The following is a 14,896-nucleotide window of genomic DNA, read 5'->3' as shown; positions in this document are numbered from 1 at the left end:
CGGCCATCGGCCACGCCCGTACGAGCAATTGGTCACGGTCGCAGGCCGGCCCGTCCGCTCCGGGCAGCGCGGTTGGAAAGGGACAACCGGCACGGCAAGCAAAACCAGTTCCGGCGGGTTGGCTGGCCGGCGGCCGGCATCGGAGTGCCGCAGCGGCTCCGCGCGTGGTGACGGCCGCCGAAGTGCCGGGCCCGAACTTGCAACGAGCCACACAAGAGCCCCGCGCGTGTACGGGTGCAGGGCGCCGAAACGACCTCGACAGTCGGCCCGCGCTCCACGGCATGTCCGGCGTACATCACCAAAAGATCGTCACACAACGGCCATCGGCCGCCCGTACGAGCAATGGTCACGGTCGCAGGCCGGCCCGTCCGCCTCCGGGCAGCGCGGTTGGAAGGGACAACCGGCCGGCAAGCAAAACCCAGGTGGGCTCGTCCGCGATCAACAGCCGCGGCCGGGTGACCATCGCCATCGCGATCATCGCCCGCTGGCGCATTCCGCCGGAAAGCTGGAAAGGATACATGCGCAGCCGGCGCCGCGGCTCTGGGATGCCCACGTCGGCGAGCGCCTGCGCGGCTCGTTCGACGGCTTCGGAGCGACCACAGATCCGGTGCCACCTGAGGTGCTCGGTGAGCTGTCTTTGCAAGGTGACAGTGGGATTCAAAGCCTGCATGGCGTTCTGAAAAACCATCGCGACCTCGCGGCCACGAACCCGACGGACCTGCTCCGGCCGAGCCGCCAGCAGGTCGGTGCCGCCGAACCAGGCTTGGCCGGACTCGACTTTCCCGCCCGGCGGCAGGAGTCCCAGCAACGCCCGCACGCCCATCGTCTTCCCGCTGCCACTTTCCCCCACAATGGCCAGCGCCTGACCCGCATCCACGGTGTAGGTCAGGCCATCAACCGCTCGCAGCAGATTTTTCCCTTGTTGGAAAGAAACCCGCAGGTCCCGCACGTCCAGCAGCGGAGCGGTCATGACTCGCTCACATCAAAAGCGTCCCGAAGACCGTCTCCGACCCAGGAAAAAGCCAGCACGGTGATGCCGAAAAGGACCGTCACCGGTATCAGCATGTGCGGTGCGGCCAGCACATAGCCGCGGCCATCATTGATCATCCCGCCCCAGGAGGGCACCGGCGGGCCGACGCCGAGACCGAGCAGCGCCAGCCCGGCCTCCGCGACAATTGCCGCCGGCACCCCGAAACTGACGGTGACCAGGATCGGGCCCACCGCGTTCGGCAGGATGTAGCGGCAGGCGATCGTCACCCCGCCGGCGCCCATCGCCCGTCCGGCTTCCACGTATTCCTTGACTTTCAGGGAAAGAACCTGGCCGCGGACCAGCCGCGCGAGCACCACCCAGCTGGCGATCCCGATCGCCAGTGCCACCGCCCAGGTGCTCTGCCCGAAGACGGTCACCAGGATGACGGTGAAAAGGTACGCAGGGAAGGCGAACATGACGTCCGTGCCGGCCATCAGCAACTGGTCCGCCCGGCCGCCGAGATAGCCGGCTACCAATCCAACCAGCAATGCCAGCGCCAGCGCGAAAAGCTGTGAGACGAAGGCGACCAAGAAGGCGGTTCGCAGGCTGTAGACCAGCCGTGACAACACGTCCCGGCCGAGCTGGTCGGTGCCGAACAGGTGCCCGAGCTGGCCGGCCGGCAGCAGCGGATGGGTGAGGTCCGTCTGGGCATAGCCGTACGGCGCGATGAGTGGCGCGAAAATCGCGGCCAGCACCAGAATCACACAGACGAAAAGGCTCACCACCGCGAGTTTGTTGCCGCTGTAGCGGCGGACCGCGCGAGCCCAGACGCTTTCGGCCCGCGGGGCCGGGTTGGCTTCGGTCAGGTGGTTCGCAGCCGACGAGGTCGCGATGTCACCCACCCCCCTTCGCCGTAGCGGATGCGTGGGTCGAGCCATCCGTACGCGAGATCCACCAGCAGGTTCATCACCATGATGATGAGCGCGTAAAACAAAGTGCAGCCCATCAGCAACGGCATGTCCCGAGATCGCGCCGCGTCCGCGAAGAAGAACCCGAGGCCGGGGATCTGGAAAAGCGTCTCGACGAAGACCGTGCCAGTCATCAGGGTAGCCAACAGCGGTCCGGCCGCGGTGACGGGGGACGAGTGAGTTTCGCAGCGCGTGCCGGAAAATCACCGTCCCGAACCGGCCTCCCTTGGCCAGCGCGGCCGTCACGTACTCCTCCTGCAACACCTCCAGCATGCTGCTGCGTACATATCTGGCGAGCACCGAGGCGGCCGTCAACCCCAGCGCCAGCACCGGGAGGACGGCGTTCTGTGGACCGTCCCAGCCGGCCACCGGCAGCCACTGCAGTCCGACCGAGAAGACCAGAATGAGAATGACCCCGAACAAGTAGCTCGGCAGGCTGTGCAGCGCGGGTCACGGTGAACATCGTGGTGTAGTCAAGGATCCCGTTGCGCCGCAGCGCCGCGACCACGCCCAGCGGCACCGCGATCGCCAGCGCCAGCACCACCGCGAGGATCGCGATCCCGGCGGAGTTGGGAAAGGCGGTGGCGATGATCTCCTGGATGTCCCGGGACGGGTTTTGTACGACGGACCCATGTTCGCGGTCACGAAGCCGGCCATGAACTTCAGATACTGCTGCCAGACCGGCACACTGTCGCCATAACGGGCCTGCAGGCTGCCGATCGCGTCGGCATCCACCGCCCCACTGCCGCCACTGGTTATCCGGGATATGTCGGCGAAACTGCCGGGTGCCAGCTGCAGCAAACCGAAGGTGATCAGCGACACCGCGATCATCGAGATCGCGATCCGGAGCAGCCGGCGGAGCAGGAAAACCAGCATCTGGTCTATTTACCGGACTGGGCGGTCACCCCGACGCCCTTGAAAGTGAACGGAAGCAGCGGCCCGAGCCGCGGCTGCAAGCCGGTCACTCCGCTGCGTACCACATACATCGAGTCCGTGTAGATGGTCGGCAGGATCAGATAGGTGTCCTGCCGGACCCGGGCGGCCTGCTGGAAGAGTTTGATGGCGGCCGCTGGATCTTTCGTCGCGATCGCCTGATCCACCAAGGTGCCGAACTGGGTGGCCGGTGGGCTCGCGTTGGCGTTCGCATAGGCCACTGGATCGCCGCTGGCTTGCGCGGTCAGATATCCCTGCCATTTCGAGCTCGGGATGCTGAACTTCTTCACCGACGGAGGATCCCACAAAGTGGCGGTCCACGATCGCCAGGTGCTGTACGAGGCAAAGGAACCCTCGTAGAAGCCGATCGTGTCGGCCTCCTGGAGCGCCTGCCGGCGCTGGACGTAGACACCGGTCTCCAGCACGTCGACCTTGGCCTTGATGCCGAGATTTCGCTGCCAGGTGTCCACTATCGCCTCAAGCAGCGGATTGGGGGTGTTGTTGACAAGAATGTGCACGGTCGGTAAGCCAGCGCCGTTCCGATAGCCGGCCTGTGCGAGCAAGGCCTTTGCCTGCCCCACATTCTCGGTCACTCCGGCCGCCTCTCGGGCCGCCGGCACGGTGTCGCTCACCAGCGAGTAGCTGGGCCGGCAGGCCGAACAGGTCTGGACGATGCCCTCTCGGCCCATCGCGAGAGACAGCGCTTGGCGCACCCGCACGTCATCGAGCGCTGGATTTTTGCTGTGCAGGACCGCCAAATAGCTGCTGTAAGCGTTGCGCACCGGAACCAGCCGGGCGCGCAACGCCGGATCGGCCTGGAAGCGCTTGACGTCCGGGGAAAGCAGCAGCGCGACATCGACCTGTTTGCTCTGGTAATGCACGCCCGCCTGGGTGAGATCGTCGGTCAGGTGCAGGGTGATCTGGGAGAGTTTGACACCGCTCTGGTCCCAATACTGCTTGTTGGGCACCAGTGTCATGGCCGAGTTGAGCGTCCAGGTCTTCACCACGTACGCACCGTTGCCGACCCAGTTCGCTGGTTTCTCCCAGTCTTTTGGCTTCGCCTTCAGCACGTGCGCCGGCAGCGGCAGCATCGACGGATGGGTCAGCCCGATCAGGAAGTCGTTGTTCGGGCTCGCCAGGGTGAACCGTACAGTCCGGTCGTCCGGCGCCTGGATGCCCACCGACTTCCAGTCTTTCGTTTTACCCAACACGAAATCCTGCGCGCCCTTGATCCCGATCGAGGGAACGAAGCTCCTCGCGCCCTGGGTGACGCCGGTCCCGGCGGTGGACGGCTTCAGCAGGCGTTGGTACGCGAAAAGGAAATCCTGCGCGGTCAGCGGCTGACCGTCGGACCATTTGGTGTCCCGCAAGGCGAAGGTGTAGGTCAGCCCGTCCGCGGACTCCGTCCACGACTGTGCCACACCAGGCACCACGCCGGTGCCGGTGGAGTTGAGCACCACCAAGCCCTCCAGCAGTGCCGCGCTGTCCAGCCACTCACCCCAGGTCACCACCTGCGGATCAAGAGTGCTGACGTCGTTGTGTACTCCACCGACAACGAGCCGGTCGGCCCCACCACCACCAGAAAACGAACAGGCCGCGAGCATCCCGGCCGCCAGCAAGCCGGCCGACGCCGCGGCGACGCGCGACGGATCGACAAACGCGCCATGCCCATCTCCCCTCAGATGACAGTCGGCGACTGGAAAAGCGCAGCGCCCAGCACGGCGGAAAATCGTGCTATGACGGCAGACAGTAGGGCGCGCCGACACGGGCCGTCAAGAACGAAGTGATTATCGGAAAAGATTGACTGTCCATTGGCCCGGTTGACCGGCTTCGGATTCGCGAGCTAGTTTCGGTACGACGGCCCCACCAGTGGCCCGACACCAGCAGGGCGTCCTTGGTCGACGCGAGAGGCAACCGATGAATCCTCGAAACAGAGCCAATAACTTCCGGGAGAGAATGCATTTCTGTCCTATTTCGGTCTTTGTCATCGCACCTGGAGTCGCCATGCACATTCATTCCCTTAACAGCATCGGGGATATCCCTACATCCCGGCTTTTCCCGAATTCCCGGAACACCTAAGGGTCGCCATGCGGGTCCTGGTCATCGGCGGTTGCGGCACGGTCGGGCGGATGGTGCTGCCGATCCTGGCCGACCGGCACCGGCTCATCGTGCTCGACCTGAGGGCGCCAGCCGAGCCGCTGCCCGGCGTGGAATATCACGTCGGCGACGCCCGCGACATCGAGCTGACCAAACGGCTGGCCGCCGGCGCCGACTCAGTGCTTTACATGGCGATGGGGCCGGTGGACGGCTGGGACACCCCGCCGACCGTTCGTACCCATCTGGAGGTCGCGGTCAGCGGCGTCTACCTGGCGCTGCGGGCGGCGCACGAGGCAGGCGTACGACATGCGATCTACACCAGCAGCATGTCCGTTTTCCGCTACCTCATCCCGGGTACGGAGCGGGCGGCTACCCGGCACGAGATCGGCCGGTTCCCGGACGACGACACCCCACCGGACGCCCGGGATTTCTACGGCCTGGCCAAGCGGCTGGGCGAGGAGGTGTGTCGGTCGGCGGCCGTCGAGTGGGACCTCGACGTGGTCTGCCTGCGGCTGTCCTTCCCGATCCCGGACCATCAGTGGCCGCCGGTGGATCCGCTGTTCCACCGGCTCATCGCCACCTCCGGCAGTGACTGCGCCGCGCGCACTGGAGGCGGCGCTGGCGTACCGCGGGCACGGTTCGAGGCCTTCGCCATCAGCGGGGACGTCTCCGGGCGGACGATGAGCCTCGCGAAGACCCGGCAACGGCTCGGCTGGTCGCCCGCGCACGCCGCGCCTGGCCCCAAGCCAGCACAGCCCTAATCGGCGCAGCCCTAACCGGCACAGCTCTGAGCCTCTGCACCCGACTCAACCCTCTTTTGTTCGACGGATGATAGTTCGATGCCGTACTATCAGAGAGCGAACAATTCAAGGAGGCGAGATGTCCTATATCCAGGCGGACTCACAGGGAGCCGTGCACGTACGGTTCGCGGACGCGGAGACCCTCGGCGAAGGCCCCATCAAGATGACGCTTTACGCCGACTACGAGACCACCGGCGGTGCGGTCAGCGCCAACCGGGCGACAATGGCGGCCGGCCGCGACGGCGCCGCACCGCATTTTCACACCAAGTCGTCGGAGCTTTTCTTCGTCGTCGAAGGATCGTTGCAGGTGCTCGCCGGCGACGACGTCATCACCGCCGCAAACAAGGGCGATTTTCTCGTAGTGCCGCCAAAAATGCCACACGCGTTCGCGGCCCCCGAGGGGTCACCGGCAGACGTGCTGATTGTTTTCACTCCAGGACTGGAAAGATTCGACTACTTCCGACTGCTGGACCGAGTGGCCCACGGCCAGGCCGATCCGCAGGAAATCCTGGATTCCCAGGAGCGGTTCGACAACCATTTCCTGGACAGCCCCGCCTGGCGCGCGGCCCGCTCGGCCTAGGCCGTGGTCGACAGTTTTGTCGGCAGCAGCCAGAAGGATCGGTTCGGGGGCGGCACTTTGCGGAACACGGCGTTGGCCGCGGTGCCTCATCGCGTACGTGTGGTGCACGCGATGAGCACCGCGGGCGACGACCGGAAAGCAGGTCAACGAGGTGCGGTCGATGCCTCGAAGGCTGCTGACTTGGTGTGCGACTCGTAAAGGAACCCGCGGCGGCCGAGGCCGACCCGAGTGCCTGGGGTGATGATGATCGGGGCATTCGGCAGGACGCGGATCCAGCCGTCGGCGCCGGGCGGGAAGGGACGTACGTGCCGTTGGCCGATCCGAGGTCGTTGACCACCACGTCCCAGTCGGCCAGCTCGATCGACGCGTGCGCGCGCGACACCAGGCCTTCGGGGTCATAGAGGCGTACGGACCGCGCCCGCCCATCGGCGACCTCCGGGTTGCGCTCGGGTTCCCGGCCAATCACGTAGCTGGTGTCCAGCCGGAAGGTGGCGCCGTCGTCCAGCACCAGCACACCCAGTGGCGGCCGGATGCCGGGCCGGGCGATGTGGGTGAGCTGCACCATCGAAATGCCACAGACGCCGCAGTACGGCGCGCGCGGGTCGTTGAAGTGGTCGTTCTTGCAGTAGATCCCGAGAACCTCCTGCCCAACCTCCTCCGGCTCCTGGTCCGCCATCGGCAACGGCTCGGGCATCGGTAGGCCAGACAGGTCCGCCTCCGGGCCGGCCAGCAGCACCGACTCGAACGGCTCGCCGCGGTCCACGCCAGCGGCCGGGCCAGGCTCGGCCGGTCGGGTCGGCAGCGGGCCGGCAGCCAGCGGAACAGCCTCGACCGGCTGGTCGAAGGACACCGCGGAGCTGGGCTCGGCGAACGCCTCCGGCATCGACGCGGGGGCCGGCGGAGCCGGCGGTTCCGGCGCCGGTGGGGGCGGCGGCGGAGGTGGTACGAATGCCGGCGCGGCGACGACCGGCTCGCCCATCGGCGAGCTGAAGTCCTGGACCGGTGGCGCGGTGAAGTCCTGGACCGGCGGCGAGCTGAAGTCCTGGACCGGCGGGGCAGTGAAGTCCTGCACTGGTGGAGCCGAGAAATCCTGGGCCGGCGGCGCCGAGAAGTTCTGCACTGGCGGCGAGGAGAAATCCTCGACTGGCGCCGAAGTGAAGTCCTGCACCGGCGGGGCCGAGAAATCCTGCGCCGGCGGCGCCGAGGAAACCGGCGTGGAGAACTGGTCGGCCTGCGATGCGGTGAAATCCTGCACGGGCGGCGCCGAGAAATCCTGAAATCCTGGACCGGCGGAGTCGAGGCAACCGGTGCGACGGTCGCGGCGGGTGCGGAGAACTGGTCCGCCGGCTCGTCCAGGAAGGACTCCGGCTCCGGCATCGACCCACTGGTGACGACTGGCTGCGGGGCGGTGCCCGGAGCCGGCGGGGGCATCGGCACCGGGACTGGCTCAGCCGGAATCGGGGCCACCTCGGCCACCACGGCCACCGGTGGCGGAGGGGGTACGTACGTACGCGCCCGCCGCCCTGTTTCAGCACGAAACCGCCGGCCGGCACGACACCGTCGTCCAGCCGGAACCGCTGCGGCGCGCGCCGCCCGCCGCCGGCCAGCCAGCGAAGCGGACACGCTCGTCACGTCGGCGATCACCCGGTCGACCCAGGTGACCGACTGGCTGCCGTCCAACCGGACCTCGCCGCCGGACGTGTTGGCGACCAGCACCGCGTCACCGTGTACGAGCACCGCCACCTGGTCGCCGGTCGGTCCGAAGGCGACCAGCGCGGGAGCTTCGTCGAGGCTGGAGAGCACGCCGGCCAGCCGACGCCCCAGCCGGCGGCCGTCACCACCCTCCGCGTCGACGGCGTCGAGCATTTCCAGCAGCCGCGTCACCGCGGCATCCGGCTCGGCCCCGAAAAGCAGGACCAGGTCCCCCAACCGCGCCAGCACCCCGTTGCCGGGGGCTGGGCGCACTGTCCAGCCGGTCACACGAACCTCCCGCCGCGGAATCGCCAGCGTACGAACGGAACCCGCAGCGGTCCGTTCGCGGTAAGCCACTGAGCGATCCACACAATCACGAACAGGATGATGAACGCCAGCAGTGGCACGTCCGGTCCGTGGATGAACGGCACCAGGTTGAGCTTGAGCAGCCCCCAGATGAGCAGCCCCTCCGGGATGATGGTGACCAGCCCGAAGAACGTCGGCCAGTCCTTCTCCCAGCGGAACTGCATCAGCAGGTGGTAGAGCAACTCCCAAAGGATCCCGACGACGATGGTCGTCACCAGGATCATGTACGTGGTCGCGTAGCGCAGGCCGATCGAGCCCTGCAGGCCGGGCAGGATCGGCGTCAGCAGGGTGGTCCAGAAGCCTCCGACGACCAGCAGCAAAACGATCCGGATCTGGATCCGCCCGAAAAGGGTGGGCAGCACGGTGTTCTCCTTACTCAGTCGCCTACGGCGCCTTGTTGAATAGCCACTTGAACCAGCCGATCGTGGACTTGATCGGCCCGATCTTCTTACAGAACTTGTGCCGGGCCAGCGAGTCGGCGATCTCCTGGGCGGCGATCTGCAGCCCCAGGAAGGTGTCGACCCCCGGGAAGTAGCCACCGAGGGTGGCCGTTCCGGACGCGTAGAGCACGCCCTCGCCACTACGCGTACCGCGGACCTCGAAGTCCCGCTCCACGTCCAGCCGGCCGACCGGGTTACGCGCGGCGCCGCCGTGGTCGAGCAGGTCCTTGATGACCCGGTGCTCGGCGATGTCGGCTTCCAGGCCGGTGCAGTCGATGATGTAGTGCGCCGGTACGTCGACCACGCCCTGCGGCGTCTCCACCCGGCTGACCAGCGTGCCGTCGGTGTGCGCGGTGACCTCACGGACCTCGCCGGCCATCGTGACGTACCAACCGCCCTGCCGGCCCCGCTTCATCTGCTTCTGCCAGGAGCGCCTATACGGCGTGTTGGTGCCGCCCATCTCCTTGTAGAGCTTGGCCCGCGCTTCGCCCTCGGTCTTGCGGACGCGGCTCTTGAGCTGACCGCCCCACACCGACTTCGGGTAGTTGAAGCCCTGGTACGCGAAGCCGTGACCGCCCTTGCGGCGGTTCCACGCGTTCTTGCCGTGCGAACCGTTGATGAACGTACGGAAAATGTGCACGATCCGGGTTTCCAGGTTGTTGTTCGCCCGGTCGTCCATCAGCCGCTGCAGCACACCGGGACGCCACGATGCCGCCGCCGCGCACGACCACCGTGCCTGGACGGGTCTTCAGGAAGTCGTAGACGTGCTCGTGCGGCTCGTACGCGTTGACCACGTGTGTGTAGTCACCGCTCTTGGTGCGGAACTCCTGCAGGTCCGGCAGGAACCGCAGACCCGGGTAGCCGATCGCCATGTGCACGTGGCGGGCCCGGAACGCGATCCGCTTGGTCTGCGCGGCGCCCTCGGGTGGGGTCAGGATGACGAAGTAGCCGCCACCGATCCGTCGCCGGATCATCCGGACCTGGCCGTTGACGAGCATGTCGCGGAAGTTGATCCGCTTGAACTCGCGCTCCATCTGCCCGAAGACCTGGCCGGCTTTGGGAGTGTAGAAGTCGGCCCACATGGGCTCGACGAACACCTGCCACAGCGGCGCGATGGTCTTCTCATGCCAGGCCTCGGCCAGCGCGTACGACGGGAAGCCCCACAGGTTGTCGGGCCGGGAGGCCGAGTCCGAGCGGATCCGCGCGGTCCGCGGGATCTGCGAGACGCGGGTCAGGTATTCGTACGTCTGCCAGGGATATTCGAGGTTGGTGAGCACCTTCATCTGGCTGGTCGGCACACCGGCCACCCGCAGGTAGTCGACAGTGACGAACGAACCGATGCCGCCGCCGATGCTGATGAACGGCACGTCGTAGACCGGGATGGCGGCTTCCTGCAGCATCGGATCGGCCCAGAAGTCCTGCTGCAGCAGGGTGTCGGTGAGGTCACCGCTGCCCGGCGGGGCGCCCTTGGGGATCGGCGCCGGTGGCTCGACCGGCCGCGCTGGCGGCTGGTGCGGCGGCTGCTGCTGGGCGGGCTGGCCCGGCGGTGGGTACGACGGCTGGGTCGGGTAGCCAGGCTGTCCAGGCGGCGGACCGGGCTGACCAGGCGGGCCAGGCGGCGGGCCGGGCTGACCCGGAGGCGGCGGTGGGTACGCCGGCTGACCCGGCTGACCGGGCGGAGGCGGCGGATACGCCGGCTGCCCAGGTGGCGGGTACGCGGGCTGGCCCGGAGGCGGCGGGTACGCCGGTTGCCCCGGCGGCTGCGGAGGGTAACCGGGCGGTGCCGGCGGATAGCCGGGCGCCGGTGGGTAGGCGGGCTGGCCGGGTGGTGGCGGATAGCCAGGTCCAGGCTGGCCAGGGCCCTGCGGGTAACCGGGCGGCGGGGCTCCATGACGTTGCTCAACGCCGCCGGGATACTGCGTCGACATGGGTTCTCCGAGCTCCCTCGCGGTTAAGACATCCTTTAACATGTGTCAGCTTCGCAGCCTAGCCACCGCTTGCGCGTACGAGCCGCAGGCGCTCGCGGAACTGGCACGGAAAGGGGACAAGCGGGCTCGGCCCCTGGTCCGCGACACGAACGATATCGATCTGCCACCGTAGCGTCGCTGGCAGGCCTGTCGGTTGGTCGCGCCCGCGGTCAGGACGTGCGGGCAGGTGATACCGCCTATTCGGCCACGGTCTTGAGGACTTTGGCACACCACTCCAAGATGGCCACGTCCCGTAGCGGCGTGCCACCTATCCGTGCCGTGGTCGGCTGCGGCACCGCGAGCGTGTTCACCGTCTGTTTGTACGCCGTACCAGGATAAAGTCGCTGCATTCGCATCACCTTGGAGTCGGGCAACGCCCACGGCGAGAACCGAATGGTCTTGCCCTGCGTCGACACCTCGGTCAGCCCGGCCCGCCGGGCAACCAGCCGGAAAGCCGCCACCGCGAACAGGTTCTGCACCGGATCGGGCATTGGACCGTAACGGTCGGTGACCTCCTCGCGCAGGGCCTGCAGTTCCTCGTCCGTCTGTACGGACGCGAGCTTGCGATACGTCTCCATCCGCAGCCGCTCGGCCGGCACGTACTCATGTGGCAGGTGCGCGGTCACCGGCAGATCGACCTTGACGTCAGCGGGCGGAGCCTCCTGAGTGCCCTTGAACTCGGCGACCGCTTCCCCGACCAGCCGGACATAGAGGTCGAAGCCGATGTTGGCGACATGGCCGGACTGTTCGCCGCCGAGCAGGTTGCCGGCGCCGCGGATCTCCAGGTCCTTCATCGCGACCGCGCCATGCCGGCGCCGAGGTCGGTGTTCTGGGCGATGGTGGCGAGCCGGTCATGGGCCGTCTCGGTCAGCGGTTTCTCCGGCGGATAAAGGAAATACGCGTACGCGCGCTCGCGGCTGCGGCCGACCCGGCCACGGATCTGGTGCAGTTGCGAGAGGCCGAAGGTGTCCGCGCGCGCTCGACCACCAGCGTGTTCGCGTTCGGAATGTCGAGCCCGGACTCGACGATCGTGGTCGAGACGAGAACGTCGAACTCCTTTTCCCAGAATCCGACCATCACCCGCTCCAGCGCGTCCTCGTGCATTTGCCCGTGCGCGACCGCGACGCGCGCCTCCGGGACCAGCCCGCGTACTCGAGCGGCGGCCCGCTCGATCGACTCAACCCTGTTGTGCAGGTAGAAAATCTGGCCGTCGCGGAGCAGTTCGCGACGGATCGCGGCACCGACCTGCTTGTCCTCGTACGCGCCGACATAGGTCAGCACCGGATGCCGCTCCTCCGGCGGGGTGAGGATCGTCGACATCTCGCGGATGCCGGTCAGGCTCATTTCCAGCGTACGCGGAATGGGCGTCGCCGACAGCGTCAGCACGTCGATCGACGCGCGCATCTGCTTCAGATGTTCCTTGTGTTCCACGCCAAAACGCTGTTCCTCGTCCACAATGGCCAGTCCAAGCGCCTTGAACCTGGTGCTGTTCTGCAGCAGCCGGTGGGTGCCGACGACAATGTCCACACTCCCGTCGGCGAGCCCGGTGAGCACCTGGTTGGCCTCGGAATCGCTCTGGAACCGGGAAAGTTGTTTCACCGAGACCGGGAACTGCGCGAGCCGCTCGGCGAAAGTGGCGTAATGCTGCCTCGCCAACAACGTGGTGGGGGGGACCAGGATCGCGACCTGTTTTCCGTCCTGCACGGCCTTGAACGCGGCCCGTACGGCGATCTCGGTCTTGCCGTAACCGACGTCACCGCAGATCACCCGGTCCATCGGGAACGGCTTTTCCATGTCCGCCTTGACTTCCTGAATGGCGGCCAGCTGATCCGGGGTTTCGGTGTACGGGAACGCGTCTTCGAGCTCGCGCTGCCACGGCGTGTCCGGCGCGAACGCATGTCCCTCGGTGGCCGCGCGGGCCGCGTACAGCCGGATTAGCTCGGCGGCGATCTCCTTGACCGCCTTGCGGGCCCGGCCCTTGGCCTTCTGCCAGTCGGCGCCACCGAGCCGGTGCAGGCTCGGCGCCTCGCCGCCGACATAGCGGGTCAGCTGGTCGAGCGCGTCCGTCGGCATGAAAAGCCGGTCGCCCGGCTGGCCGCGTTTGCTGGGCGCATACTCCAAAACCAGGTATTCGCGCTCGGCGCCGCCGATGGTCCGGCGGATCATCTCGACATATTTCCCGACGCCGTGCTGCTCGTGCACGACGTAGTCGCCGGGCTGCAGCTGCAGCAGATCGACGGCGTTGCGTCGACGAGATGGCATCCGGTTCGTCCGCGTCGCCGGGCCCGTCCGAGCGCCGGTCAGGTCGGCTTCGCCGAGGATCGCCAGCTTCAGCTGGTCGTCGAGGACGCCTCGGTCGACGCTGCCGGTGGTGACCAGGACATCGCCCGCCTTGGGCGGGTCCAGGATCTCACCGACCAGTCGGGCCCCGATTTCCTGCTCCGCAAGCACCTCGACGGCACGCTTGGCAGGCCCGTGACCAGGGAAGACCAGCACCTGCCGCCAGCCGTCAGCGGCCCGCTTGCGGATGTCGTTGACGGCCCGCTCGATGTCGCCGCGATACGGCTCGACCGGGTGCGTGGGCAACGTCAGGATCGGCGCGCTGTCCTCGACGACGGTGATGGCCGGCATCGCGATGTCGTACGCGTCGTCGTCATCCAGGTCGCCCTGCTGCTCCTGGACCGTCGGCGCCTCGGCGAACGGGCTGACCGACCACCACGGCAGCCCGAGCGCGACCGCGGTCGCTCGCACGTCCGGGAGGGTGTGGAAAGCGGCCGCGCCCAGGTCGATCGATCGGAGCCTCGCCACCGATCGCCGCGGTCGCCCAGGACGCCTGCAGGAACTCCTCGCTGGTCGCCACCAGGTCCCGGGCCCGGCGGCGAATCCGCTCCGGCTCGACCAGCACGATGTGGGTGTCGGCCGGCATCTCGTGCAGCACCAGCCGCAGCTGGTCCGAGCCGATCAGGGCCGGAGTCAGCGACTCCATGCCGTCCACCGCGATGCCCTCGGCGACCTTGTCCAGCATCTCGGCCAGCCCAGGGTGCTCCGCAGCCAGCTCGGCGGCCCGCTTTCGGACGGCCGGGGTCAGCAGCAGCTCACGGCACGGCGGCGCCCACAGCCCCCGTGGGTGGCGACCTCCAGCGACCGCTGGTCGGCGACCGCGAAATACCGGATTTCCTCGATCTCGTCGCCCCAGAACTCCACCCGGATCGGGTGCTCCTCGGTCGGCGGGAAGACGTCCAGGATGCCACCCCGCACCGCGAACTCGCCGCGCTTGCCGACCAGCTCCACACGCGCGTACGCGATGTCGGCGAGCTTCTCGACGATGTCGTCCAAGTCGGCGTCGTCGCCCTGGTGCAGTTGCACCGGCACGAGGTCGGCGAGCCCGGCCGGCTGCGGCTGCAGCACGCTGCGGATCGGCGCGCAGACCACCTTGATCGGCCCGGTGGTGGCGTCGTCGGCGCTCGGGTGCTTCAGCCGGCGCAGCACCGCGAGCCGCCGACCGATGGTGTCCGCCCGCGGCGACAACCGCTCGTGCGGCAGGGTTTCCCAAGCCGGATAGGAGACCACCTCGTCGGCCGGCAGCAGGTCGCCCAGCGCCGCCGCCAGGTCGTCCGCCTCCCGGCCGGTCGCGGTCACCGCCAGCACCGCCTTGCCAGCGCCGTTGCGGCTCTGCGCGGCGGCAAGCGCGGCGATCGCGTACGGCGCCGCCACCGCCGGACCGGTCAACGCCAGCTCGGTGGTCCTGTTCTTCGCGGCCTCCACCGCGTCCGCCAGCCCTCCCTCTTCGAGAAGCGCGTCGAGGATGCCGGTGAGCGATCCGGACATGAGACCCTGCCTCCAACCACATGCTGAGAAGCCCCAGCGGCACGCACGAATGCCCCCAGTCTTGGTCGACAGGGGGTTGTACGACCCAGCGTACCCGCGCCCTCCGACATTCCCGCCGGCCCTTGCCGGCTGGCCCGGTCCGTCTTGCTGGTCGGGTCAGGGTCGGCTCGGTCGGAGCTGGGTCGGCTGGGTCGGCTCGAAAAATGCCGCCCCCGAATCGATGCTGCCGGTCGGGGCCGACAAAACCGGGCATCA

The 14,896-nt window shown here is 67.7% G+C and carries 10 protein-coding genes and 4 pseudogenes; 3 read left to right on the top strand and 11 right to left on the bottom strand.

Going from position 1 to position 14,896, the window contains the following annotated elements; genetic code table 11:
* Positions 1 to 346: 346 nt before the first annotated feature.
* From GNX96_RS22540 to GNX96_RS22525, 6 genes and pseudogenes are all read right to left on the bottom strand, one after another.
* Complete coding sequence (locus GNX96_RS22540) at positions 347 to 970, bottom strand: ATP-binding cassette domain-containing protein (RefSeq protein WP_163569584.1); 624 nt, start codon at positions 968 to 970, stop codon at positions 347 to 349.
* Positions 967 to 1,872 carry an ABC transporter permease gene (locus GNX96_RS22535; protein WP_279581170.1) on the bottom strand — a complete coding sequence of 302 codons (906 nt, stop codon included), beginning with the start codon at positions 1,870 to 1,872 and terminating at the stop codon, positions 967 to 969. Before GNX96_RS22535 ends, GNX96_RS22540 begins: the two co-directional genes overlap by 4 nt.
* Positions 1,833 to 2,090 (bottom strand): annotated as a pseudogene (locus tag GNX96_RS54255) (ABC transporter permease subunit); the annotation flags it as partial. The gene GNX96_RS22535 and the pseudogene GNX96_RS54255, both read right to left, overlap by 40 nt.
* Before the next feature lie 76 nt (positions 2,091 to 2,166).
* Positions 2,167 to 2,361: pseudogene (locus GNX96_RS64500) on the bottom strand (ABC transporter permease subunit); the annotation flags it as partial.
* 27 nt (positions 2,362 to 2,388) lie between these two features.
* The gene (locus tag GNX96_RS54245) at positions 2,389 to 2,814 is read right to left on the bottom strand and encodes an ABC transporter permease family protein (protein ID WP_279581168.1); all 426 of its coding nucleotides are present in this window, start codon (positions 2,812 to 2,814) and stop codon (positions 2,389 to 2,391) included.
* A gap of 5 nt (positions 2,815 to 2,819) precedes the next feature.
* Positions 2,820 to 4,490 (bottom strand): peptide ABC transporter substrate-binding protein, encoded by a 1,671-nt coding sequence (locus GNX96_RS22525; protein ID WP_163569582.1) that lies wholly within the window; start codon positions 4,488 to 4,490, stop codon positions 2,820 to 2,822.
* 468 nt (positions 4,491 to 4,958) lie between these two features.
* On the opposite strand from GNX96_RS22525, the gene GNX96_RS22520 reads away from it, so the two are divergent.
* Both GNX96_RS22520 and GNX96_RS22515 read left to right on the top strand, forming a co-directional pair.
* Positions 4,959 to 5,729 (top strand): NAD-dependent epimerase/dehydratase family protein, encoded by a 771-nt coding sequence (locus tag GNX96_RS22520; RefSeq protein WP_163569581.1) that lies wholly within the window; start codon positions 4,959 to 4,961, stop codon positions 5,727 to 5,729.
* A 118-nt stretch (positions 5,730 to 5,847) separates the two neighbouring features.
* Positions 5,848 to 6,348: a cupin domain-containing protein gene (locus tag GNX96_RS22515; RefSeq protein ID WP_163569580.1), complete on the top strand. Its 501-nt coding sequence runs from the start codon at positions 5,848 to 5,850 to the stop codon at positions 6,346 to 6,348.
* A gap of 301 nt (positions 6,349 to 6,649) precedes the next feature.
* Here the strand turns inward: GNX96_RS22515 and GNX96_RS54240 are convergent.
* A pseudogene (locus GNX96_RS54240) lies at positions 6,650 to 6,913 on the bottom strand (FHA domain-containing protein); the annotation flags it as partial.
* 822 nt (positions 6,914 to 7,735) lie between these two features.
* Between GNX96_RS54240 and GNX96_RS54235 the strand changes: the two are divergent.
* Positions 7,736 to 8,392, top strand: coding sequence for a hypothetical protein (locus tag GNX96_RS54235; RefSeq protein WP_279581167.1), 657 nt, complete (start codon positions 7,736 to 7,738; stop codon positions 8,390 to 8,392).
* On the opposite strand, the gene GNX96_RS22505 is transcribed toward GNX96_RS54235, so the two are convergent.
* The 4 genes and pseudogenes from GNX96_RS22505 to mfd all read right to left on the bottom strand — a co-directional run bounded on the left by GNX96_RS22505 (position 8,325) and on the right by mfd (position 14,641).
* Positions 8,325 to 8,768, bottom strand: a complete 444-nt coding sequence (locus GNX96_RS22505; protein WP_163569578.1) for a hypothetical protein — start codon at positions 8,766 to 8,768, stop codon at positions 8,325 to 8,327. The two genes, GNX96_RS54235 and GNX96_RS22505, sit on opposite strands and share 68 nt — an antisense overlap.
* Positions 8,769 to 8,790: 22 nt before the next feature.
* Positions 8,791 to 9,306, bottom strand: a complete 516-nt coding sequence (locus GNX96_RS61330; protein WP_313885747.1) for a hypothetical protein — start codon at positions 9,304 to 9,306, stop codon at positions 8,791 to 8,793.
* The gene (locus GNX96_RS61325) at positions 9,281 to 10,774 is read right to left on the bottom strand and encodes a hypothetical protein (protein WP_313885746.1); all 1,494 of its coding nucleotides are present in this window, start codon (positions 10,772 to 10,774) and stop codon (positions 9,281 to 9,283) included. Before GNX96_RS61325 ends, GNX96_RS61330 begins: the two co-directional genes overlap by 26 nt.
* Positions 10,775 to 11,010: 236 nt before the next feature.
* A pseudogene (gene mfd, locus GNX96_RS22495) lies at positions 11,011 to 14,641 on the bottom strand (transcription-repair coupling factor).
* Between the last annotated feature and the right edge of the window lie 255 nt (positions 14,642 to 14,896).

The organism is Fodinicola feengrottensis, from assembly GCF_010993775.1.
Lineage (GTDB): Bacteria > Actinomycetota > Actinomycetes > Mycobacteriales > HKI-0501 > Fodinicola > Fodinicola feengrottensis.
The sequence above is the reverse complement of the archived record's forward strand: the minus strand, read 5'-3'. Positions and strand labels throughout refer to the sequence as shown.